This is a genomic window from Acinetobacter sp. 742879, from assembly GCF_000588535.1.
Classification (GTDB): Bacteria; Pseudomonadota; Gammaproteobacteria; order Pseudomonadales; family Moraxellaceae; genus Acinetobacter; species Acinetobacter pittii.
On the sequence record NZ_JFYC01000008.1, the window covers coordinates 66,100 to 89,311 of the forward strand.

Here is a 23,212-nt window from a genome sequence, read left to right on the forward strand (position 1 = left end):
CAATAAAAAAAAGCCTCCAGATTTAGAGGCTTTTTTGTACACCAGAATTACTGTTGTGAAAGCATGAAATGTAATGGAGATAAAATTTCTGCTTTTAGTGCCAAATTAATCATTGGATCTGGGTAAACACCCAAAATAATAACTAATGCAGCAGCAGCCAATACCATTAAACCACCCACTTTTTGTCCCCAATGAGCATCTGCATCAATACGAGGAGTTTCCGGTGGTGTCATGTACATTACAACCATCACACGTAAGTAATAGTACAAACCGATACCACTACCCACAATAATCATTGCAGCTAAGAACCAGTGTTGAGTTGTTACAGCAGCCATTACCACCAAGAACTTACCAATGAAGCCTGCTGTTAATGGAATACCAGCCAAAGACAACATCATGACTGTTAAAGTTGCTGTAAGTACTGGACGACGCCAGAACAAACCACGGTAGTCTGCAAGGCTTTGTGCTTCATCTACGTTGTTATATGGGCTAGACATTAACGCTACCGCACCAAAGGCACCAATAGTTGTTAATACATAAGACACCACATATACAGTTACGCTACCCAAGCTCGCATAAGTCATGCTAATTAAAGCAATTAACAAATAACCAAAGTGAGCAATAGATGAATAACCAAGAATACGTTTTAAGTTAACTTGACGAACAGCGAGTAAGTTACCAACTAAAATCGACAATACAGCAATGATCGTCAAAATAGTTACTAACGAGTTCACCATCATTGCGCCTGAAGCAAGCATATAGCGCACGAACAAACCAATTGTTGCAACTTTAGCAGCAGTCGCTAAGAAAGTTGCCATTGGTGCTGGTGCACCTGCATATACATCCGGTGTCCATTTATGGAACGGCGCAAGCGACAATTTAAATGCAACAGCAAAGATAATAAGTGCTAAACCTAATAACACCATTGGCTGTTTGATTGCTTCAAATAATGCTTGTACAGAATCATAGAATGAAAGCGAACCTGTATATGCATAGATATATGCCATACCCATCAACAACATTGCAGAAGCTGTCGCTGAAAGTACAAGGTATTTAATACCCGCTTCAAGTGAGTTACTACGTTGATAAGTATAAGCAAGTAAGCCATATACAGGAATCGACATTAACTCAAGGCTAATGAAGAACGATGCATAGTGAGAGCTTGCAACCATCAACATTGCACCTGCTACTGAAGCAAGTAACAAAAGATATAACTCTTCGCGGTTGTCTTTATAAGTTTCGATGTAAGCATGAGACAAAGTACAACATGCCAATGCCGCAATCAAAATCATAAATTGATAGAACATGGTAAATGGATCAACCATAAACATGCCCATCACATTTGCCGGTACAAACTTACCGCCAAATACTGCAAATAAAATATAAAGTGCAGCAAGGTTTAAACCAACAACAGAAGCTGTTGCGATTAAATTATGATTACGCTTAATTGAAATTAACAGCATGACGACGATTGTTGTCAAAGCAACAATCATCACCGGAGCTAAAGGCATAAGCGTAGAAAATGATACTGTGAAGTTCATGATTATTGGATCTCCACATGGTCAAGTTGAGTAGCTGTTTGCTGAACAGTTTCAACGACTTCTTGTACTGGCACATAACTATTGACCAACCACTGCATGCTTGAATGAGATACATCCAAGAATGTTTGTGGGTAGATACCAAGCCAAACGAGACCAATCGCACAAATCATCAAAATACCAACTTCACGAGCAGATAAGTCTTTCAATGGACTAGTGTAATGTTGCTTTTGTTCAGGATTTGGTTCACCAAATAAAGCACGGTGAATCAAGATCAAGCCATATAAACCTGCAAATACAAGGCTGATAGAAGCAAGAATCGTGAAGACAGGATATTTATTAAATGAACCCATCAAAATCAGGAATTCACCAATAAAGTTACCTAAACCTGGTACACCTACAAGAGCAGCAACGAAGAACATCAAGAAAAATGGCAAGTACTGAAGCTGGCCACGAAGACCACCCATTAAACGTAAATCACGTGTATGTAAACGTTCGTAGATTTGACCAGACATAATGAACAATGCAGCTGATGACAAACCGTGTGCCAACATCATGATCATTAGACCTTGGAAGGTCAAAATATTACCTGCATAGATTGCAAGTAAGATAAAGCCCATGTGTGAAATCGACGTATACGCAAGTAAACGTTTCATGTCAGTTTGCTGGTAAGCACACCATGCGCCGTAGAAAATACCAATCAAACCGAAAATAATCGCAATGTCTGCAAACTGTGCAGAAGCTGTCGGGAAGAATGGAATAACAAAACGAAGCAAGCCATACGCAGCTGTTTTAATCAAGATACCTGCTAAGTCTACAGAACCTGCTGTAGGAGCTTGAGCATGCGCATCTGGCAACCAACCGTGTAATGGGAATACTGGTAACTTCACCGCAAAACCGATGAAGAAACAGATCATGAAACCGTACGCTAAGCCTGCAGGTAAATGGTTAGCTACAGCTAATAAATAGTTGTAATCAAAACCGATCATGCCCGTCATCATGTAGCCATAAACTACAAGACCTAGGATACCGATTAACATCACCAGACCAGCAATCTGTGTGTAAAGGAAGAACTTAGTAGCAGCGTAAACACGTGAACGACCGTTTGAACCTTTATGACCCCATAACGCAATCAAGAAGTAGATTGGTACAAGCATCATCTCCCAGAAGAAGAAGAACAAGAACAAGTCAATCGCTAAGAATACACCGATAACGCCACCTAAACTCCATAATAGGTTTAAGTGGAAGAAACCAACGTTCTTTTGAATCTCGCCCCATGAACAACCAACAGCAAGTACACCAAGTAACGCTGTTAATAACACCATGAGTAAAGATAAGCCATCCACAGCCAAGTGAATACCAATACCGAGTGATTGAATCCACGGTAAATAGAACTCAGCAGACCAAGTTGGGATTTTAGAACCCAACTCGTAGCTATAAGTTCCACTTTGCCAAAGCGCAAGACCTAAGCCCAAAGTAATGAGCATACCAATTAAGGCAATCCAGCGTGGCAAAGTTTTGTCGAGCTTATCGACTAACCAACAAATAAAACCGGCAATGAACGGAACAAGGATCAGCGCGGGTAAAATTAAATTGTTTTCCATTTTATTTCCCCACTACCTGAATAACGATCAAGATCATCAATAACACCACTACACCGAGTGACATGCTTGATGCGTATTCACGCAATGAACCTGTTTGACGTGAGCTTGTAAAACTGTTTCCGCCTTTCACGAGCGCAGGAAGAACTAACCACAAACCGTCAATCGGATCACGGCCAAAGATTTTGGCGAAGAATAAATAAGGTTTAACAAAAACGATGTCATACAATGCATCAAAACCAAAAGCAGTACGGCAAATATGTGCCAGACCTGAACCCAAACTTGTTTGAGCGAATGATTTCACTGCACCATAAGCAAATGTAAATAATGCTATACCAACAACTAGACCAACTAGTGCAATACCTACTGCTAAGTGCTCTGCCCCATGCATGCCTTCTACAAATTGTTCAGCGACATGGAATTCAGGGATTTTTGCAGTATTCAGAATACCTGCTACCGGTGCTTTTAATACCGCACCAACAAAAGTAGACAATACAGCTAAAATACCCAATGGAGCCCAGTAAGTTGCACCTTTAATTTCATGGTAAGGCGTGTTTTCTTGACCAAAGAATACAACCCAGATTAAACGGAATGTATAGATTGAAGTCAGGAATGCACCTGCTACACCCACCCAATATAAGGTGTGATATAAAGCAACTGATTGACCTTGTACCCAAACTTCACCAAGAATCGCATCTTTAGAGAAGAAGCCAATTGTTAAGAATGGAATCGCTGCTAATGCACCGCCACCAATCGCGAAACAAGCAAACAGGAATTTGTTACGTTTGAACAAACCACCCATTTTGAAAATGTTTTGCTCGTGGTGATAAGCCAGAATCACCGCACCAGAAGACAAGAATAATAATGCCTTAAAGAATGCGTGAGCCAACATGTGGAACAAGCCAGCTTGATAAGCTTCCGCACCTACAGCCATAAACATATAGCCAAGCTGACTCATTGTTGAGTAAGCCAAGATACGTTTGATGTCTGTTTGTACAAGTGCAGCAAAACCTGCAACTAACAAAGTTACCGCGCCAGTTACCGAAATGAATTGCATCACTTCAGGAGCAAGTTCAAATACGCTGAATAGACGGCAGCATAAGTCCCCCCCAGCCGTTACCATTGTTGCAGCGTGGATTAATGCAGAAACAGGTGTTGGACCTGCCATTGCATCTGCCAACCATGTTTGCAATGGAATTTGAGCAGACTTACCAGCAGCACCCAAGAACAACATTAATGCAGTCCAGATTGTAAGTGACGAACTCTTCGTCATTACTTCTGCTGCGTGTTCAACGATGTACTGAGTATTCAACGTACCAAATTGTTGGTAAAGCAAGAATAAAGCAATAAGCAAGAATACGTCACCAACGCGGGTCACTGTAAACGCTTTGATCGCAGCCCAACCATTTGCAGGGTTTGCATAATAGAAACCGATTAGCAAGTAAGAGCAAAGACCTACGCCTTCCCAACCCAAGAATAACAACGCCAAGTTGTCACCCAATACAAGCACAAGCATGCTTGCAACAAACAGGTTGAAATAAGAGAAGAAACGCGCATAACCCTCTTCACCACGCATGTACCATGATGCAAAGATGTGGATTAGGAAACCAACACCCGTGATCATGCCCATCATGAGTAAAGATAAGCCATCTAAATGTAAGCTAATGCCCGGAGCAAAACCGCCAACATTGAACCATGTCCACAAGTTTTGAACAAAAACTTGCTGACCACTCGTGGTAAATGCCATTCCAGCAATGAGTGCAAATAATGCAGATAAACCTACAGAACCTACACCAATAACTGCTGCAACATTTTCAGAGAGTTTGTCTCGTCCTGCCGCCAATAAAATAAAACCGATTAGCGGAAATAATACTGTTAAATATAAATAACTCATCCGCGCATCTCACTAGCAGCATCCACATCCAAATGATGGAAGCGATGATAGAACTGAAGGACAATCGCAAGACCGATACATGCCTCTGCTGCTGCAAGGGTCAAAATCAAGATGAACATCACTTGCCCATCTGGTTGTGCCCATACGCTACCCGCAAGAACAAATGCCAATGCTGCAGCATTCATCATGATCTCAAGGCTCATTAACATAAATAATAGGTTGCGTCGCACCATTACACCGTAAAAACCGAGTGCAAAAAGGATGGTTGCAACAATCAAACCATGTTCTAAAGGAATCTGGCCCATTATTCTTTTTCCTCTTCTGCACCTGGTTCACGTTTACCTAAGTGGTATGCTGCAACAAGGGCTGCTAGCAATAACATCGCGGCAACTTCAACCAATAATAAATAGTGAGTAAAGAGTGCTTGACCAACTACTTTTGGTCCAATCACTTGTGCCCCAAGCGGTGCTGAAATAGTGGTGTATTCACCACCAAGCATCCAAACTAAAAGCAAGCCGAGCAAGAAACTCATGAGTGCTGGATATGCCCAAGCATCTGAAGAAAGCCATTTACGTTCTTGTTCAACGGTGTGTTGACCTAAGTTAAGCATCATCACCACGAAGACAAACAGAACCATAATTGCTCCGGCATAAACGATGATTTCAAGAGCACCTGCAAAAGGCGCCCCCACGATCATGAAAATACCAGCAACAGCAAGCAATGAAACAATTAGACTAAGTAGAGCGTGTACAGGGTTCGTGTTAGTCACTACACGAACCGTAGAAACGATGGCCACGAGTGCCATCAAATAAAACGGCCACATCATGGTAATAGACTCCGTACATCGATTGGTGCACTTTCTTTTTGTGCTTGACCTTTCTCTTTACCGTTAATTGCCATACCCGTTACACGGTAGAAGTTGTAATCTGGGTATTTGCCTGGACCTGAAATGAGTAAGTTTTCTTTCTCATAAACAAGGTCTTGACGTACATATTCGCCTAACTCGAAGTCTGGTGTGAGCTGAATCGCAGTTGTTGGACAAGCTTCTTCACACATACCGCAGAAAATACAACGTGAGAAGTTGATACGGAAAAACTCCGGGTACCAACGACCATCTTCTGTTTCTGCTTTTTGTAGTGAGATACAGCCAACCGGACATGCAACCGCACATAGGTTACATGCTACGCAACGCTCTTCCCCATCAGGGTCACGCGTTAATACGATACGACCACGAAAGCGTGGCGGCACAATCTGTTCAGCCGGAACTTCTGGATATAAAATCGTGTCACGTTTACGCGTTGCATGGCTAAACACCATGAGTAACGTACGTACAATTGATCCGAATCCAGCTAGAAATTTATACATTTTGTACTCCCTGCTGTCCTAGGCCTGATTCATCAGAATCACAGCACCAGTCACTAACAAGTTGACCAACGCCAATGGCAAACAAATTTTCCAACCAAAGTTCATGACTTGGTCATAACGTGGACGCATTAAAGAACCACGTGCCAATACAAACATCATTACAAAAAATGCTGTTTTAATCACAAACCAGAATACTGGTGGAACAAATGGAATTTCTAAATTGAATGGCGCTAACCAGCCACCAAAGAATAAAGTTACGATCAATGCAGAGATCAGTACTACGTTGACATATTCAGCAACGAAGAACATACCCCATTTCATACCGCCATATTCAACATGGTAACCTTCTGCCAATTCTTGTTCTGCTTCTGGTTGGTCAAATGGATGACGGTGAGTTACCGCAACACCAGCAACTACAAAAATCAAGAAACCTAAGAATTGCGGAATGACAAACCAAACATCACGTTGTGCTTCAACAATTTCACGAAGGTTAAATGAGCCTGCAATTGCAACCACACCCATCAATGAAATACCCAAGAACACTTCATAAGAAATGGTTTGAGCTGCTGAACGTAAACCACCAAGCAATGAGTATTTGTTATTTGAAGCCCAGCCACCAAATAAAACTGCATAGACAGCAATACCAGCCATTGCCATGAAGAACAACAAACCGATACTCATGTCGGCAACACCCAGTGAAGGACTCACTGGGATTACCATGAACGAAAGAACCGCTGTTGCCATTGCAACAGCTGGTGCTAAACGGAATGTAAGTTTGTCAGCAAATTTTGGTGTCCAGTCTTCTTTGAACATGATCTTGAGCATGTCGGCAACGATCTGGAACATACCACCAGGACCAACACGGTTTGGACCATAACGATCTTGCCACCAAGCAAGTAAACGACGCTCAATAAAAGACATCAATGCTGCAACTAAAACAACAACAAGCAGAATTACGACTGCTTGAACGACAGCATAGGCAATCGGCCAGTTCTCAGCCCAAAGTGGCGTTTGACGTATAATTTCTTGATTCATGAATTACACTCCTAAAGCCACTGAAACAGGCTCAGCTAGTGACACCATTGGTGCTAAACCAACTGGGTAACCAATATAACCTGTAGGTAAATATTCAATTACTTGTACTGGCAAGCTCACAGTCGTTTCGCCTGCTTTTACCGTAATGCGTTGACCTTCTTGAAGGTTCAAACGAGTTGCATCTTGTTCGCCCACTGCAAACACAGCTTCAGGAATACGAGTTTCCATTGCAGGTGTTTTAATGGTGAATTCGCCAGAACCAAAAATATGGTGCATTGGAACTAAGCGGAAACTTTCAGGATTTGCCACTACTGGCACTGGAGCAACGTAGCTACGTGCAGGACGTTTTGCCAAGCGATCGAATAAACGAACACCAGAATCACCACCTTTTAAGTGACCACCGACTTCATCTTGGTATTTATTCCAAGATTGTGGAGAGTTCCAACCCGGAGCCCATGCAAATGGTACTAATGATGATGCTTTTTGCGGACCAACATAACCTTCCATTGAGAATGTTAATGCTGAATCTGGATCGGTAGGCTGTTTAGGCTCATGAACCGATAAAGGCGCACGCATTGCTGTACGACCTGAATAACGACGTGGTTCACGCGCGATTTTCAAGCCATGTACACGATAACCTGCATCAGGCGCAACATCTTGGATAGCTTCAAGTACTGGTACATTTTTCACGATGCTTTCAATTACATCGTCAAGCAATGTCCAATCTACAGCCTTACCTTTAATGCCAGTTTCAATGGCATGTAACCAACGCCATGATTCTTTAATTGCATATTCAGGTTTGTAATAGCTTGGATCGTAAACTTGATAGAAACGCTGTGCACGACCTTCTTGGCTTACAACAGTACCATCACCCTCTGCAAAGCTTGCTGCTGAAAGAACGATATCAGCCTGTTTCACAGTTTCAGTTTCACTGTGATCAAGCACTATTACTGTTTCAGCTTTATCTAATGCAGCTTGTACTTGTGCAGCTGGTAAGCGACGGAACAAGTCATTTTCAACAATAACAAGTGTGTCGTAGTCTTGAGCAAATGCTTGTTCAAGGCTTAAACCACCGAACAATGCCAAGCCCATAGAGTTCACTTCAGGAACTACAAGACTTAAACCAGCTTTAGGACCTAAGTTCTGAGTCAACTGTGCTGCAGCTTCCATAATAGAAGCATCTTGCAAGCTTGTACCCGCAATAATTAATGGTTTGTTTGCTGCTTTTAGAGTGTCAGCAATGGTTTGAGCAAATGCTTTTGCATCTTCATCTAAACCACTTACAACCTCACCATTCACTGCCGCAGCAACTGCAAAGCCTAAACGTGCGATGTCATTTGGAGAAGCAACCACTTCACCAGTTGCAACGTCAGCAAGACGAGTTTGAGTTGCAGCTAAAATGTAAACCGGAGATTTTGCTTCTTGACCAATACGTTGTACAGGCTCAGCTAACCAATCTGGTGTACGTGTTTTTGCAGCCATTTCGCGTGCTTTGTTTTTCGCAGCTTGGCGAACAGACAATGCCATGCGAGGTGCAGTCTGAGTTAGGTCTTCACCTAAGATCAGAACAGCATCATAGCTTTCAATTTCACGCATGTTCGGGTTGTAGATACCCTCGGTTTGCATGATAGATGCAGCAAGTTCAACAAGCTTTTGCTCTTTTTGTGCAATACCAGTTGAGTAGTTTGCCTGACCTACAAGCTCACGTAATGCATAGTTCGATTCCAAGCTTGCGCGAGGAGAACCAATACCCAAAACTTTTTTGCCTTGAAGCTTAGCAATCGCTTGATCGAGAGCTTGATCGACAGAAACAGTTGCAACAGTTTCACCATTACGGAACTGAGGCTGACGTGGACGGTCTGCACGGTTTACATAACCTGTGCCAAAACGACCTTTGTCACAAAGGAAGTATTGGTTAACCGAACCGTTAAAACGGTTTTCTACACGACGGATTTCACCATAACGTTCACCCGGAGAAATGTTACAACCAGAAGAACAGCCTTGACACACGCTTGGTGCATACTGCATATCCCACTTACGGTTATAACGCTCTGAATGAGTCTTATCAGTAAATACACCTGTTGGGCATACTTCAGTCAAGTTACCAGAGAATTCAGACTCTAAAGTACCTGATTCCGGACGACCAAAGTAGACACGAGATGCATTGGCATATACGCCGAAGTCTGTACCGCCTGCATAGTCTTTGTAGTAACGAACACAACGGTAACAAGCAATACAGCGGTTCATTTCATGCGCAATGAATGAGCCGAGTTCTTGGTTGTAATGCGTACGTTTTGTAAAACGGTAGCGACGACGGTCATGACCCGTCATTACAGTCATATCTTGTAAATGACAGTGACCACCCTCTTCACAAACTGGACAGTCGTGTGGGTGATTCGTCATCAAAAATTCAACAATAGATGCACGGAAATCCGTTGCTTCTTTGTCTTCAATTGATATATAGGTATTGTCAGATGCTGGTGTCATGCAAGACATGACTAAACGACCACGCGTATCTTCTGGATTCGCATATTGCGTAACAGCACATTGACGGCAAGAACCAACCGAACCTAAGGATGGATGCCAACAAAAATATGGGATGTCGATGCCCAGACTCAAACATGCTTGTAGCAAGTTTTCCGAGCCGTTGACTTCATACGATTTTCCATCGACATGAATTGTAGCCATAGTCGAATTCCTTAAGCTTGTTCTACGTTGCTGGTTTGCACGACAGGACGATTCGTCACTTTCGCTTCAAACTCACCACGGAAATGTTTGAGTGCGCCCATAAGCGGCTCCATCGCACCTGGTGCGTGGGCACAGAAAGTTTTACCAATCCATAATTTACGAGTTAGTTCTTGTAAATGGTCGATATCTTCTTTCTTACCTTCGCCTGCTTCAAGTGCTTTAAGCGCTTTAACAGCCCATGGCAAACCATCACGACATGGTGTACAGAAACCACATGATTCACGCGCAAAGAACTCTTCTAAGTTACGAGTGAGCGATACCATACATTGAGTTTCGTCTACTACCATTAACAAACATGTTCCCAAACGAGAACCTGCTTTCATAATCGTGTCCGCATCCATTGGTAAATCAATAGTATCTGCTGGCAAAAAGTCAGTTGAAGCACCGCCCGGTAACCATGCTTTGAGCTTTAAGCCCTCACGCATACCACCAGCATGATCTTCAATCACTTCACGCGCAGTTGTACCAAATGGCAATTCCCAAAGACCCGGGAATTTAACTTTACCCGATGCACCATAAATTTTAGTGCCTGGATCTTTTGATTTACCCGCTGACAAGCCGATATACCACTCTGGTCCACGAAGCATGATTGCTGGCAAGTTGTTATAAGTTTCAACGTTGTTCACAATCGTCGGACGGCCCCATGCTCCTGCAACTTGCGGGAACGGTGGCTTAGTACGTGGGTTAGCACGACGGCCTTCAAGCGAGTTAATCAATGCAGTTTCTTCACCACAGATATAACGCCCTGCACCCGTATGTACATGCAGATCAAAATTCCAGCCAGAACCTAAGATGTTTTCGCCTAAATAACCTTTAGCACGAATCTGTTCTAACGCTTCATTTAGATATTGAGCAGCCTCGATGTACTCACCGCGGATAAAGATATAACCTTGAGTTGCTTCTAAGGTATAACCCGCAATTAACATCCCTTCGATCAATTGATGTGGAAGTTTTTCCATCAACAAACGGTCTTTAAAGGTACCCGGTTCCATTTCGTCGGCATTACAGATCAAGTAACGTGGACCACCATCATTTGGTGCCATCAATGACCATTTAATACCCGCTGGGAAACCCGCACCACCACGACCTTTTACAGTTGCAGCTTTAATGACGTCTAACACTTCAGCAGGTTTCATGCCTAAAGCTTTTTTAAAGCCAGCATAGCCTTCAAGTGCTTCGTAATCATCAGCACTACGTACCGCTTCTTGTTTGCTTAAACGCCAAGTGAGCGGATGAGTTTCCGGATTACCGTCGCCATAAATTGGTTTTGGTTCAGTATTCATACATACTTCTCCAATAACTGTTTAATTGATGTCACTTCTACTAAACCGTGAGTATCTTCATCAATCATTAAAGTTGGGCCTTTGTCGCAGTTGCCTAGGCAGCAAATTGGAAGCAATGTAAAACGACCATCTGGTGTCGTTTGACCATACTGAATTCCTAATTCACGCTGGAATGCTTCAGCAAGAGTTTCTGCACCCATTAAGAAGCAAGCAATTGAGTCGCAAAGTAAAATTACGTGACGACCTACCGGATGGCGATAGATACGGTTGTAAAATGTTGCAACGCCTTCCAAATCAGCAACACTCATCGACAACAACTGTGCGATGGCATTCATTTGAGCGTCATCTACCCAACCATTACGGCGCTGTACACACTTCAATGCATCCAAAGAGGCTGCACGAGGGTATGGATAGTGACCAATGTGATGTTCGATTTCGTGAATTTCTTCCGCAGTCAAAATCCCTTCGACATTCACACGTGGTTTTTTATCAGTCAAAATCATCATTATGTGTTACCTCTTAGCGATCCACGTCAGCCATAACCACGTCAATGGTCGCCAGATAAATGATTAAGTCAGATACTAAACTTCCGTTAATCACTGAAGGCATTTGCTGTAAGTGAGTAAACGTCGGTGTACGAATACGAGTACGATAACTCATCGTCGCTTTATCTGAAGTCAAGTAGTAAGTACTTGCACCTTTAACCACTTCAGTCATAAATGATGACTCGCCCGCTGGCATGACAGGACCCCATGAAACGCTCAAGAAGTGCGTAATCAAGGTTTCAATATCTTGTAATGTCTTATCTTTCGGTGGTGGAACAGCCAATGGATGATCCGCTTTGTATGGACCAGAAGGCATGTTATCCAAGCACTGTTGAATAATTTTTAGCGACTCGGTAATTTCACGGAAGTGAACAAGCACACGTGCGTATGCATCGCCTTCATACTCAACTGGCACATCAAAATCGAAGTTTTCATAGCCACTGTATGGACGATATTTACGAACGTCAAAATCGATACCTGTTGCACGTAAACCAGTACCAGTTACACCCCATGCGAGTGCAGATTTGGCATCGTATTGTGCAACATTACGCGTACGACCAATAAACACAGAGTTTTTTAATGCAGCTGTGTAGTATTCGTTTAAGCGTTTAGGCATCCACTCTAGCAATTCTTTAACAAGCTTTTGCCAGTTGTTTGGAAGATCGTGTGCTGTACCGCCAATACGGAACCATGCCGGATGCATACGGTAACCCGTGATTGCTTCAACAATGTCGTAAACTTTTTGACGGTCTGCGAACATATAGAATACTGGTGTCATACCACCGGCATCCTGAATTGCCGTACCACAGAATAACAAGTGGTTATTGATACGGAACAACTCGTTCAACATGACACGAATCACTTGTGCACGCTCAGGAACTTTAATACCTGCCATTTGCTCTACAGCCATCACATACGGCATGTTTTGAGCACAACCACCTAAGTAGTCAACACGGTCAGTATAAGGAATGAAAGAATGCCATGTTTGACGTTCAGCCATCTTTTCCACACCACGGTGGTGATAACCGATATCAGGTACACAGTCCTTCACTTCTTCGCCATCTAACTGCAATACAACACGGAACGCACCATGTGCAGATGGATGGTTAGGACCCAAGTTCAAGAACATGAAGTCTTCATCAGCGTTACCACGCTTAAGACCCCAGTCTTCAGGTACAAAACGTAAGTGCTCTTGTTCAAAGTCTTGTTTCGCTTTGTCTTGCATGTACGGCGTATATTCTGTCGCACGTGCTGAATATTCTTTACGAAGCGGATGACCTTCCCAATAGGTTGGCAACAAAATACGACGGAGCATTGGATGCCCTTCGAAATTGATACCGAACATATCGTAAGCTTCACGTTCATACCAGTTGGCATTTGGCCAGATATTTGTCGCTGTCGGAATGTTTAGGTCATTTTCGTTCAAGGCAACCTTGATACGAATGTCACTATTACGCTCAAGCGATAATAAATGATAGAACACAGTGAAGTCAGATGCTGGTAAACCATCACGATGAACACGTAAACGTTCATCCATCGCAGATAAGTCAAACAGCATTACATACGGACGTTCCACTTTACGCAGGAACATAAGGACTTCTTGCACGCGTGCGCGCTCGACCCAGACTGTTGGAAACTCTTCAAAAGTCGCCTGCACGTAAAAGTTCTCACCAAATTTGGTTTTGAGCTCTTCTACGATTGCAAATGCTGGGCGTGAATCAACTGCTGTTGACTCTGGCATAGCAATGTCAGTTTCAGCCATTGGCTTGGCTTCCTATTTAATACAAATTCTGTCAATTTTCTCGATGAACATATCAGTTAGATATGTCAAAACACCGTCAAAAAATTATTTAATCTCATCCATAGAGCGTAAGTTTTTAACGGCAATACGCTCTGCATTCTTACGGTCACGTTCTGGCATCATCTTTGGCTTATATACTGGCTGAAGATCATCACCGATCACGGCAGAAAGCGGGCGTCGCTCTAATTGAATCTGGTCTTGTAAAAGCATTAAAGCTTGAATTAATGCTTCAGGACGAGGCGGACAACCTGGGACGTACACGTCAACAGGAATAATTTTGTCTACACCTTGTACTACTGAATAGATGTCGTACATACCTCCAGAGTTTGCACAAGCACCCATCGAAATGACCCATTTAGGCTCTAACATCTGTTCATACAGACGCTGAATAACTGGTGCCATTTTTACGAAACAGGTACCTGCAACAATCATCAAGTCAGCCTGACGAGGTGAAGCACGGATAACCTCTGCACCGAAACGTGACAAGTCATGCACACCGGTTAAGGTCGTTGCATATTCGACGTAACAACATGAGGTACCAAAGTTAAATGGCCACAAAGAGTTTTTACGTCCCCAGTTTACTGCTGTATGCAAGACATCCTCTAAACGAGTCATGAATACGTTTTTATTCACTTCCTCTTCAAGCGGATCCGTCACAATTTGACGTTCTTGCAATGGGTATTGATCAGCATCCGGATTCGCGCGGGTCAGAGTATATTTCATCCCGACTTACTCCTTTTCAGATGACAATGCAGGTGTAGTTTTTGACTTAACACGACCTGATGATTGAGCTGGAATCTGGCCTGTAGGGTCAGTTACGAGCTCTTCAATAGAATTAAAGCGTGTAATTTCAGCAATGTTCATTGTTGGTGAACCGATTTTAACCGCCTCACCTGCTGATTTACGGCGATCTGCTGGTGACCAACTTAAAGCACCTACAGAGAAGGCATAAACAAGCGCAATCAATAAATCAACGACAAAGATCACTACAGTGGTATATCCCAACCACCCTACTTCACGCACAGAAGTAGACCATGCATAGAGGTAAAGCGCCTCTAAGTCGAAGACAACAAAGAAAATTGCAACTAAATAGAACTTTGCAGACAGGCGAATGCGAGCGCCACCAGCACTCACGACACCTGATTCAAACTGCTCTTGCTTAGCACGTCCCCACGATTTTCCCCCGAGGAGTAAGGGAACTGTGAGCATAAAGACGCAAAGAAATGTAACGCCGATCACGAAGGCGATAATCGCCCAGTCGTATGGAGTAATGGCACTCATGCGGGGATAACTCCTGGCAGGCCTATTATTTAACAAAGAATGTATGTATTGGCCTTCAAATACACCAAACACAAAATTAATCCCGCCAATTGTACCTGATTTCTAATTTCCCATGCTAGTTGAAGCGTCTTAGTCTTTCGGATGATTTTCTAGACAAAACTATTCTTCTATGTGTTGTAAGGGGGGTTTCACAGCACATAATCGGTTTATTTAATTGTTTCTTTATTTATGATGATTTTTTTCATTTTTTAATTTTAGAATATTTACACAGTTGAAGCGCTTATTAACTTTTTATAACTTACTTTTTTATAATATTAGTTTGTTTTTTATTGTATTCAGCTTCTCCTCTGAATTATGATGAATGTTTAATCATGCATAATATTTTATTACTCTTGGATAAGAGTATTTATCATTAAGGGCAGCTGATGCCATACTCACTTCGTGAATTTTCATTTCTCTTCTTTTTTAAATTTTTTCTCCTATTTAGCTTCATTATTGCGACATGTTGTTTCATTGGCATTGCATCTCGCCCTTTAAGTTTTCTTGCATTCTTTTGGCCTGCCAATTCGGTTTTGCTCGGATTGCTTATTCGTTTTCCAATCACACGCCGACCAAGCGCATTTTTAGGTGCCTATATAGGATATGTGATTGCTGACTTATTTCAGGGCACTCCATTTTCCCTCACACTTGTTTTAACAACATCAAACTTTCTTTATGTTGTTACTACATTTGCGCTCTATATGTTTTTTAATCAACATATTAAGGCGGCCTATCGCGGTTATTCTTACCTTTTTTTATTTGGATTATGCGGAATAGGTAGCGTAGTAGGTGCATTGTTTGCAGCAACTTTAGTGCCTATGTTTAATACCAAATTTATGATTGGTGGCTTGCTGGATGAGTTTGGTTACTGGTTTACTTCAGAACTGCAAAATGCCTTGCTTCTTTTACCTATCATATTGAACATCCCTCAATATAGTCAGGTTAAACATTACTTTTCAAGAAATCGTGGCCTACAACCAACCGACCTTTTACCTTTTGGCGCTGTGCTTATTTCGATTGCTGCTAGCTATTATGACTCTGGTCCGGGTTCGCTGCTCTACCCGATTGCTGCCCTGATCTGGTGTGCCATTCGCTACAAACCTATTGTTGTTGCACTCATTACTAGCTTTACCAGTGCTTATATTATTTATCATGTCTCTGGACATTACCTTTTGCTCTATCCAAACGAATATTTCAGCAATACGATCTCGATCCGAATTGGGTTAATTATGATGACGATTGCCCCACTTACGGTTTCTAGTATTAGTGTTTTGCATTCAGAGTTAATTCAAAAGCTTCAACATGCCATTGCACATGATGAACTAACTTCAAGTCTGACTCGACGCCAGTTTTTACAGTCGGTCAGATTACTTCAAGAAAAAGTACAAAAAGAAAATAAGACCTCAGCTTTTTTCATGCTTGATGTCGACCACTTTAAGCAAGTTAACGACAACTATGGTCATCAAATCGGTGATCGGGCGCTACAAACTTGTGTCACCACGATTCAAAATATTTTACATCCTCATGATTTATTAGGTCGCTTTGGAGGTGAAGAGTTTGCCATTTTTATTGCAGATACCACCAAGGAAAGTGCATTTGAACTGGCTGAACAGATTCGAATTAAAATTAGTCAGCAACCGATTTATATTTATGGGAAATTACCAATTTTTATACAGGTGAGTATTGGGATAAGCTTATATTCCCCATCTTCCCATCGAGCTATTGAAAGTTTATTTAAAGAAGCAGATGACGCTTTATATCAAGCAAAACGCCAAGGACGTAATCGAGTGTTTATCTCTTTATAATTTTTCCATTTTGTCATCTAGTGTAATGAATTTTATACAATAACCTGTGTTTTGCCATGTATGCTAATAACAGATAATAAGGAGAAAAATGCATGACTCTAGAATATACGCATAAACCAAACTACTACTTGTTTGCACAATTACTGGTGCGACATATAGAAAGCTATATTCACAAACATCCAGATGCCAACAATGCAATTTTTGACTTGCGGGATGTCTATGAAATATTTAGACAGGATTTTGCGTCAACGACAACAAACCTAGAAGGTATTTTGCATATTGCAGATGAATATAAAATAGAAACGCTTAATGGAGATCAACCTCTTATTCAAAAATACCAGATTGATGCAAAAAACAATTCGTTACTGATCGATTTTAATTCCGATGCCTTAACCAGCTTAAGAAGCGGAAAACCTATTTTGGAACCAGATGCGACTCAACTATAAATAGATCAATAAAAAAGCACCTTATGAAGGTGCTTTTTTATTGGCTTTTAAAGGAGGCTGTTTAAAGCGTTTTGCTGGCCATGTCATGATAAAGCGAGCACCACCTAAGGTTGGGCTTTCATCCACTTTAATTTCACCACCAAACCAATAGGCAATACGGCTTACGATAGACAACCCTAAACCATAACCACCCGACGCACGCGTACGGCTATCGTCTAGACGGGCAAAAGCTTCAAATACTCTTTTACGGTCTTGTTCAGGAATACCTGCGCCATCATCTTCAACACAAACAAAGGCCATGCCATCACTGTGGATACCACCGGTAATCCGAACTTTATTATCGCAATAACGAACCGCGTTACCCACTAAGTTTTGAACAACACGATGTAAGTAGCGACGCTCAGCATCTACTTTTACATAAAGTGGAGGAGCAACAAGTTCAATTTCTTTTTGCGTTTTTAAAGCTTCGGTTTCAACTGCAACCTGATCTAACACATCAAATAAAGTAATTTCATCAAAATCTAGTGAAGGTGTACCCTGCTCTAGTTTTGCATAAGTCATGATCTCATCAATTAAAGTATTGAGTGCCTCAATATCTTTATCAATCATGTCGACCTGATGCATACGATGATTGTAGTCATCTTCTTCTGCCAACATCTCTGTACCAAAACGGATACGGGCAACAGGCGTTCTAAGCTCATGAGATACGGCTCTCATTAACTCACGTTGAGCCTCGATTAAACGCTGAATATGGTCAGACATGTTGTTATAACTTGATGCCAAGTTTGCCATTTCGTCACTTCCCTCAATAGGAACACGCAATGACAAATCACCAGACTTCATACGGTTTAATGCATAACGTACTTGGCGAATTTTACGCTCTAACGGCAAGATCAACCCATAGACACCTAGACTCAGCAAAAATAAGCTAAATAAAGTAATCCCTGCTGAAAGCTGCAAAGGCATCCAGTTAAACATCGGAACAGGTCCAAGCACGAGAACCCGTGTAGGCTGATTCGGAATTGGAGAGACGATTGAAATGGTTGTTCCGCGTACTGTCGCACTGTCTTTGTACAACATGACGCTTTGGTCTTGGCGTAAACGACCAATTTGTTCGGAGTCCAGATTAATATCTTGAATATTGTAGATATTAATTGGGTAAGAGAAATGTTTTTGAATCTTGGCAAGATATTCTTGTTCTTGCCCCGGATAAAACATTAAATAATCAAGTACAAAAATAGGGAGAGCCTTCATTTGGCGCTCAGTAATTTTGTCGACTTTTATAGATAAAAAATGCTGAGGGTCATCACGTAAGCCAATAATGATATACGCAATACTATTACTGGCATCGTAACGGACAACAGATTTTTGAGCTTCGATTCGTTTTTTCTCGGTACGAGATAACTCAACCTTGCTTGCATCAGTATAATAAATTGGAAGTTCCAATAAATCTGATGCATCTGAAACCCAGTCTATTTTCTGTTGCTTCCCTGGTTGTCGAGCGACTCCCTCACTAATGACATAAGAAATACCATCGGTTAAAGATTCTCGGTATTCTTGTGCCCGTTGATAATTGATAATTTGTACAAGCAAATAACCAAAGACAGCAACCAGAACAACAAGAATTACCAGTCCCGCATATATTCGCAGGAATATACTGTGTTTAAACACTCGACCAACCTTATAGGAAGTTTATTCAGACCTTATAACCCGTTGGTTTCTTTAACGAACAAGTAACCTTTACTACGTACTGTTTTAATACGTTTTGGATTTTCAGGATCATCACCAATTTTTGGACGAATACGTGAAATACGGACGTCGATTGAACGATCCTGACCATCGTATTCGATACCACGTAAACGTTCGAAGATATCTTCACGCGATAAGATACGACCAGCATTTGATGCAAGCAACCATAATAGGTCATATTCTGCGCTAGTGAAGTCAACAAGTTCACCATTTAGCGTTACAGAACGACCGCCATTATCAATTACAAGGTCATCAAACTCGATACGCTGTGCAACTTCATCTTCTACAGTTTTATCTGTGCGACGTAATAGTGCACGGATACGCGCTAAAAGAACACGTGGTTGAACTGGTTTAGCAACATAATCATCTGCGCCCATTTCCAAACCAAGCACCTGGTCCATGTCTTCTGTACGTGCAGTCAACATCAAAATGGGTTGATGGTAATGTGGACGAACTTCACGGCAAACTGTTAAGCCATCGGCACCCGGCAACATGACATCCAAGACCACTAGATCTGGTTGTTCACTAATAATACGACGAATTGCACGGTTACCATCAGTTTCTACACCAACTTCCAAGCCGTTGCGAATTAAATATTCTTGAGTTAATCGCGCTAAGCGCTCGTCATCTTCAACGATCAGAATCTTTGGTAACTTTTCTTCTTGGCTCATATCATTGCCCCTATAAATCTCGTTTCATGCATCTTAAAAATCTTGCAGATACATTCGTTTATCATTTGCAATATACACACGTTTACATTGTAAACAAGTAGGCGTTCACCAAACTGATACATGACCATCGTATTTTGTTGCATTTTATTAGCCTTTGAATTTTCACGTGTTTTTAAGATTTATTTATTGTTATTAAATTTCATATTCTATTCATATTTCCAATGTATGAATATTAAACAAATTATTTCTCTGTTTAGTTTAAATTTATTTAAGTGTTTGTTTTTTGAGTTATCCACAAAGTTATCTATAAGTGTTTTTTAACAGCTTTGCTATGCTATCTCCCATCAAATCATACAGATAAAAAATTACTAAAAAGTCAAGATTGATCTGCTATGAAAAATCCCGTATCTTGTGTTGAAAATAAACTTTAACTACTAAGTCTTGTGTTTATCCCTCAAATATCGTGGCATGTTTTTTGCTCGGTTCAAACGGTCTATGAACATAACAAAAGTGACAATGGAGCTATGCTGGCATGAGCGTAATTACTTCGACTCCCGGTCAAATTCAGGTGATTAAGCGCACTGGAGATGTTGCTGCATTTGATGCAGAGAAAATTTCAGTTGCGATTGGTAAAGCTTTTCTTGCTGTGGAAGGTCAACAGAGTTCGGATTCTAGCCGTATTCATGACCGTATTACCCAGTTGACGGAAATGGTCTTAAATACTTTTACTCGCCGTTTACCATCGGGCGGTACGATCCATATTGAAGAAATTCAAGATCAAGTAGAACTTGCTTTAATGCGTACTGGGGAACAAAAGGTTGCCCGCGCTTATGTGATTTACCGTGAACAACGTGCTAGCGCTCGTCAGCAAACGAACTCAAACCACCACCCTACTTTACAAGTTACCGACAAAAACGGTCAGCTTCAGCCACTTGATTTAAGTGCATTGCAAGCAACTGTTTCTAAGGCAGCTGAAGGTTTGGAAGGTATTGATGTTCAAGCCATTGTCGATGAAACCGTTAAAAACTTATATAACGGCGTAAAAGAAAGTGATATTGCCACAACAATGATGATGGCAACACGTACCCGTATTGAACAAGAACCAAACTACACTTACGTGACTGCACGTTTGCTTTGTAACGAATTAGTGAGCACTGGTTTAACGTTCTTAGGCTTATCAACAGACACACCTGAAAACAATGCACTTGAAGCATTCTTGAAAAAAGGCGTTGAGCTTGATTTGCTTTCACCTGACTTGCTTGACTTCGACTTAGAAAAATTATCAGCAGCAATTCAGCCAGAACGTTCTAATCAGTTTACCTATTTAGGCTTACAGACTTTATTTGACCGTTACTTCATTCACTCAAACGGCGTTCGCTTCGAATTACCGCAATTATTCTTCATGCGTGTGTCGATGGGTCTTGCACTTAATGAGCAAGATAAAGAAGAGCGTGCAATTGAGTTCTATAACTTATTGTCTAGCTTCGACTACATGGCTTCTACGCCTACCCTGTTTAACTCAGGTACATTACGTCCACAGCTTTCAAGTTGTTACTTAACAACGATTGGCGATGATCTTTATGACATTTATGGCGCAATGCGTGACAACGCGATGCTTTCTAAATGGGCTGGTGGTTTAGGTAATGACTGGACACCTGTTCGTGCCTTGAACTCTTATATTAAAGGTACTAACGGTAAGTCTCAGGGTGTTGTTCCATTCTTGAAAGTTGCGAACGATACAGCTGTTGCAGTAAACCAAGGTGGTAAGCGTAAAGGTGCTGTGTGTGCATACCTAGAAACTTGGCACTTAGACATCGAAGAGTTCTTAGAGCTTCGTAAAAATACGGGTGATGACCGTCGCCGTACTCACGACATGAACACTGCGAACTGGGTTCCAGACTTGTTTATGCAACGTGTATTTGAAGATGGTGAATGGACATTATTTACCCCTTCTGAAACTCCAGACTTGCACGACTTAACTGGTGCTGAATTTGCTGAGCGTTATGCTTACTATGAGTCTGTAGCGAAAGAAACTAACATGCTACACAAGAAAGTACGTGCTAAAGATTTATGGCGCAAAATGCTTTCTATGTTGTTTGAAACTGGTCACCCGTGGATCACATTCAAAGATGTATGTAACTTACGTTCACCACAACAACACGTTGGTGTAGTTCACTCATCTAACCTATGTACTGAAATTACCTTGAACACAAATCAAGACGAAATTGCAGTATGTAACTTGGGTTCGATCAACCTTGTACAACACGTTCAAGGTGGTGTGTTAGACCGTGAGAAATTAGCTCGCACAATTAAAACAGCTGTACGTATGCTCGATAACGTGATCGACATTAACTACTATGCTGTACCACAAGCGAAAAACTCTAACTTGAAGCACCGCCCTGTGGGTATGGGTATCATGGGCTTCCAAGATGCTCTATATGAAATGGGTATTGCTTACGGTTCAGACGCTGCTGTTGATTTTGCTGATGAATCAATGGAAGTAATTAGCTACTACGCAATTGAAACTTCAAGCAACTTGGCTGTTGAACGTGGTGCTTACTCAACATTCAAAGGTTCATTGTGGGATCAAGGCATCCTTCCAATCGACTCTTTAGAAATTGTTGCGAAATCTCGTCCAGAGCGCATGTTCGAAGTTGACCGTACTCAACGTTTAGACTGGGACACTTTACGTGCCAAAGTTCAAAAAGACGGTATGCGTAACTCAAACGTGATGGCGATTGCTCCAACTGCAACCATCTCTAACATTTGTGGTGTTTCTCAGTCTATTGAGCCAACATTCCAAAACTTATATGTGAAATCTAACTTGTCTGGTGAGTTCACTGTTATTAACCCATACCTTGTTCGTGCATTAAAAGAACGTGGTCTTTGGGACACAGTAATGGTTAACGACCTTAAACACTTTGAAGGTTCAGTACAAAAAATTGCTCGTATTCCTGAAGAATTAAAAGCAATCTTTGCTACTGCGTTTGAAGTAGATACACGTTGGATCGTTGATGCTGCATCACGCCGTCAAAAATGGATTGATCAAGCTCAGTCGCTTAACCTTTACATCTCTGGTGCAAATGGTAAGAAACTTGACATCACTTACAAGATGGCATGGTTACGTGGTCTTAAGACGACTTATTACCTCCGAGCTTTAGGTGCAACTTCTGCTGAAAAATCTACAATTAACACAGGTGCTTTAAACGCAGTTAAACCTGCGACTGTTGAAGCAGCGGCAGTTGCTGCCCCTGTTGTAGAAGCGAAGAAACCAGAAGTAGCAGTTGAAGAAGAAGGCTTTACTCAAGCAGCTCCAGTACCAATGGCTTGTTCAATCGACAACCCTGATTGTGAAGCTTGCCAATAACATTCAATAAGATTGCTCTTTTTCACTAAAGAGCAATCTTAAAA

The 23,212-nt window shown here is 41.6% G+C and carries 19 protein-coding genes; 3 read left to right on the forward strand and 16 right to left on the reverse strand.

Going from position 1 to position 23,212, the window contains the following annotated elements:
- Positions 1 to 47: 47 nt before the first annotated feature.
- The 13 genes from nuoN to ndhC form a co-directional block, all read right to left on the reverse strand.
- Complete coding sequence (nuoN, locus tag J690_RS15535; RefSeq protein ID WP_002120035.1) at positions 48 to 1,541, reverse strand: NADH-quinone oxidoreductase subunit NuoN; 1,494 nt, start codon at positions 1,539 to 1,541, stop codon at positions 48 to 50.
- Positions 1,542 to 1,543: 2 nt separating this feature from the next.
- A complete protein-coding gene (gene nuoM, locus J690_RS15540; protein WP_002120006.1) occupies positions 1,544 to 3,142 on the reverse strand; it encodes an NADH-quinone oxidoreductase subunit M in 1,599 nt (532 codons plus the stop codon).
- Position 3,143: 1 nt separating this feature from the next.
- Positions 3,144 to 5,033: an NADH-quinone oxidoreductase subunit L gene (gene nuoL, locus J690_RS15545; protein WP_032036808.1), complete on the reverse strand. Its 1,890-nt coding sequence runs from the start codon at positions 5,031 to 5,033 to the stop codon at positions 3,144 to 3,146.
- On the reverse strand, positions 5,030 to 5,338 hold the full coding sequence (gene nuoK, locus J690_RS15550; protein WP_000529822.1) for an NADH-quinone oxidoreductase subunit NuoK: 309 nt from the start codon (positions 5,336 to 5,338) through the stop codon (positions 5,030 to 5,032). The genes nuoL and nuoK overlap by 4 nt, the downstream gene beginning before the upstream one ends.
- Positions 5,338 to 5,856, reverse strand: a complete 519-nt coding sequence (gene nuoJ / locus J690_RS15555) for an NADH-quinone oxidoreductase subunit J (protein ID WP_014205902.1) — start codon at positions 5,854 to 5,856, stop codon at positions 5,338 to 5,340. The genes nuoK and nuoJ overlap by 1 nt, the downstream gene beginning before the upstream one ends.
- Positions 5,856 to 6,398, reverse strand: a complete 543-nt coding sequence (nuoI, locus tag J690_RS15560; protein ID WP_002120012.1) for an NADH-quinone oxidoreductase subunit NuoI — start codon at positions 6,396 to 6,398, stop codon at positions 5,856 to 5,858. The genes nuoJ and nuoI overlap by 1 nt, the downstream gene beginning before the upstream one ends.
- Before the next feature lie 18 nt (positions 6,399 to 6,416).
- Entirely contained in the window at positions 6,417 to 7,433 is a 1,017-nt protein-coding gene (gene nuoH / locus J690_RS15565; RefSeq protein ID WP_004703499.1) for an NADH-quinone oxidoreductase subunit NuoH, read from the reverse strand.
- A 3-nt stretch (positions 7,434 to 7,436) separates the two neighbouring features.
- Positions 7,437 to 10,121 (reverse strand): NADH-quinone oxidoreductase subunit NuoG, encoded by a 2,685-nt coding sequence (gene nuoG, locus J690_RS15570; protein ID WP_032036810.1) that lies wholly within the window; start codon positions 10,119 to 10,121, stop codon positions 7,437 to 7,439.
- 11 nt (positions 10,122 to 10,132) lie between these two features.
- A complete protein-coding gene (gene nuoF, locus J690_RS15575) occupies positions 10,133 to 11,464 on the reverse strand; it encodes an NADH-quinone oxidoreductase subunit NuoF (RefSeq protein WP_002120030.1) in 1,332 nt (443 codons plus the stop codon).
- Positions 11,461 to 11,970 (reverse strand): NADH-quinone oxidoreductase subunit NuoE, encoded by a 510-nt coding sequence (nuoE, locus tag J690_RS15580; protein ID WP_002120040.1) that lies wholly within the window; start codon positions 11,968 to 11,970, stop codon positions 11,461 to 11,463. The genes nuoF and nuoE overlap by 4 nt, the downstream gene beginning before the upstream one ends.
- 13 nt (positions 11,971 to 11,983) lie before the next feature.
- The gene (gene nuoC, locus J690_RS15585; RefSeq protein WP_002120052.1) at positions 11,984 to 13,771 is read right to left on the reverse strand and encodes an NADH-quinone oxidoreductase subunit C/D; all 1,788 of its coding nucleotides are present in this window, start codon (positions 13,769 to 13,771) and stop codon (positions 11,984 to 11,986) included.
- 84 nt (positions 13,772 to 13,855) lie between these two features.
- Positions 13,856 to 14,533 (reverse strand): NuoB/complex I 20 kDa subunit family protein, encoded by a 678-nt coding sequence (locus J690_RS15590; protein ID WP_002120034.1) that lies wholly within the window; start codon positions 14,531 to 14,533, stop codon positions 13,856 to 13,858.
- Positions 14,534 to 14,539: 6 nt separating this feature from the next.
- The gene (gene ndhC, locus J690_RS15595) at positions 14,540 to 15,091 is read right to left on the reverse strand and encodes an NADH-quinone oxidoreductase subunit A (RefSeq protein WP_002120061.1); all 552 of its coding nucleotides are present in this window, start codon (positions 15,089 to 15,091) and stop codon (positions 14,540 to 14,542) included.
- Positions 15,092 to 15,516: 425 nt separating this feature from the next.
- Here ndhC and J690_RS24820 point away from each other — a divergent pair, with 425 nt between their 5' ends.
- Both J690_RS24820 and J690_RS15605 read left to right on the forward strand, forming a co-directional pair.
- Complete coding sequence (locus J690_RS24820) at positions 15,517 to 16,935, forward strand: sensor domain-containing diguanylate cyclase (RefSeq protein WP_032036813.1); 1,419 nt, start codon at positions 15,517 to 15,519, stop codon at positions 16,933 to 16,935.
- Between the two features lie 92 nt (positions 16,936 to 17,027).
- The gene (locus J690_RS15605; RefSeq protein ID WP_002120022.1) at positions 17,028 to 17,381 is read left to right on the forward strand and encodes a hypothetical protein; all 354 of its coding nucleotides are present in this window, start codon (positions 17,028 to 17,030) and stop codon (positions 17,379 to 17,381) included.
- A 21-nt stretch (positions 17,382 to 17,402) separates the two neighbouring features.
- On the opposite strand, the gene bfmS is transcribed toward J690_RS15605, so the two are convergent.
- From bfmS to J690_RS24605, 3 genes are read right to left on the reverse strand one after another with little or no spacing between them, the layout of a single operon-like run.
- Positions 17,403 to 19,052: a sensor histidine kinase BfmS gene (gene bfmS / locus J690_RS15610; protein ID WP_002120020.1), complete on the reverse strand. Its 1,650-nt coding sequence runs from the start codon at positions 19,050 to 19,052 to the stop codon at positions 17,403 to 17,405.
- Between the two features lie 32 nt (positions 19,053 to 19,084).
- Positions 19,085 to 19,801 (reverse strand): response regulator transcription factor BfmR, encoded by a 717-nt coding sequence (gene bfmR / locus J690_RS15615; protein WP_000076440.1) that lies wholly within the window; start codon positions 19,799 to 19,801, stop codon positions 19,085 to 19,087.
- Positions 19,798 to 19,980 carry a hypothetical protein gene (locus tag J690_RS24605; RefSeq protein ID WP_031944149.1) on the reverse strand — a complete coding sequence of 61 codons (183 nt, stop codon included), beginning with the start codon at positions 19,978 to 19,980 and terminating at the stop codon, positions 19,798 to 19,800. The genes bfmR and J690_RS24605 overlap by 4 nt, the downstream gene beginning before the upstream one ends.
- 353 nt (positions 19,981 to 20,333) lie before the next feature.
- Here J690_RS24605 and J690_RS15620 point away from each other — a divergent pair, with 353 nt between their 5' ends.
- A complete protein-coding gene (locus J690_RS15620) occupies positions 20,334 to 23,168 on the forward strand; it encodes a ribonucleoside-diphosphate reductase subunit alpha (RefSeq protein WP_032036814.1) in 2,835 nt (944 codons plus the stop codon).
- Positions 23,169 to 23,212 lie beyond the last annotated feature (44 nt).

Bases quoted from the DNA above. Each gene is read 5' to 3' on its own strand.
- nuoN (WP_002120035.1), bottom strand. From the start codon at position 1,541: ATGAACTTCACAGTATCATTTTCTACGCTTATGCCTTTAGCTCCGGTG.
- nuoM (WP_002120006.1), bottom strand. From the start codon at position 3,142: ATGGAAAACAATTTAATTTTACCCGCGCTGATCCTTGTTCCGTTCATT.
- nuoL (WP_032036808.1), bottom strand. From the start codon at position 5,033: ATGAGTTATTTATATTTAACAGTATTATTTCCGCTAATCGGTTTTATT.
- nuoK (WP_000529822.1), bottom strand. From the start codon at position 5,338: ATGGGCCAGATTCCTTTAGAACATGGTTTGATTGTTGCAACCATCCTT.
- nuoJ (WP_014205902.1), bottom strand. From the start codon at position 5,856: ATGTGGCCGTTTTATTTGATGGCACTCGTGGCCATCGTTTCTACGGTT.
- nuoI (WP_002120012.1), bottom strand. From the start codon at position 6,398: ATGTATAAATTTCTAGCTGGATTCGGATCAATTGTACGTACGTTACTC.
- nuoH (WP_004703499.1), bottom strand. From the start codon at position 7,433: ATGAATCAAGAAATTATACGTCAAACGCCACTTTGGGCTGAGAACTGG.
- nuoG (WP_032036810.1), bottom strand. From the start codon at position 10,121: ATGGCTACAATTCATGTCGATGGAAAATCGTATGAAGTCAACGGCTCG.
- nuoF (WP_002120030.1), bottom strand. From the start codon at position 11,464: ATGAATACTGAACCAAAACCAATTTATGGCGACGGTAATCCGGAAACT.
- nuoE (WP_002120040.1), bottom strand. From the start codon at position 11,970: ATGATGATTTTGACTGATAAAAAACCACGTGTGAATGTCGAAGGGATT.
- nuoC (WP_002120052.1), bottom strand. From the start codon at position 13,771: ATGGCTGAAACTGACATTGCTATGCCAGAGTCAACAGCAGTTGATTCA.
- J690_RS15590 (WP_002120034.1), bottom strand. From the start codon at position 14,533: ATGAAATATACTCTGACCCGCGCGAATCCGGATGCTGATCAATACCCA.
- ndhC (WP_002120061.1), bottom strand. From the start codon at position 15,091: ATGAGTGCCATTACTCCATACGACTGGGCGATTATCGCCTTCGTGATC.
- J690_RS24820 (WP_032036813.1), top strand. From the start codon at position 15,517: ATGCCATACTCACTTCGTGAATTTTCATTTCTCTTCTTTTTTAAATTT.
- J690_RS15605 (WP_002120022.1), top strand. From the start codon at position 17,028: ATGACTCTAGAATATACGCATAAACCAAACTACTACTTGTTTGCACAA.
- bfmR (WP_000076440.1), bottom strand. From the start codon at position 19,801: ATGAGCCAAGAAGAAAAGTTACCAAAGATTCTGATCGTTGAAGATGAC.
- J690_RS15620 (WP_032036814.1), top strand. From the start codon at position 20,334: ATGAGCGTAATTACTTCGACTCCCGGTCAAATTCAGGTGATTAAGCGC.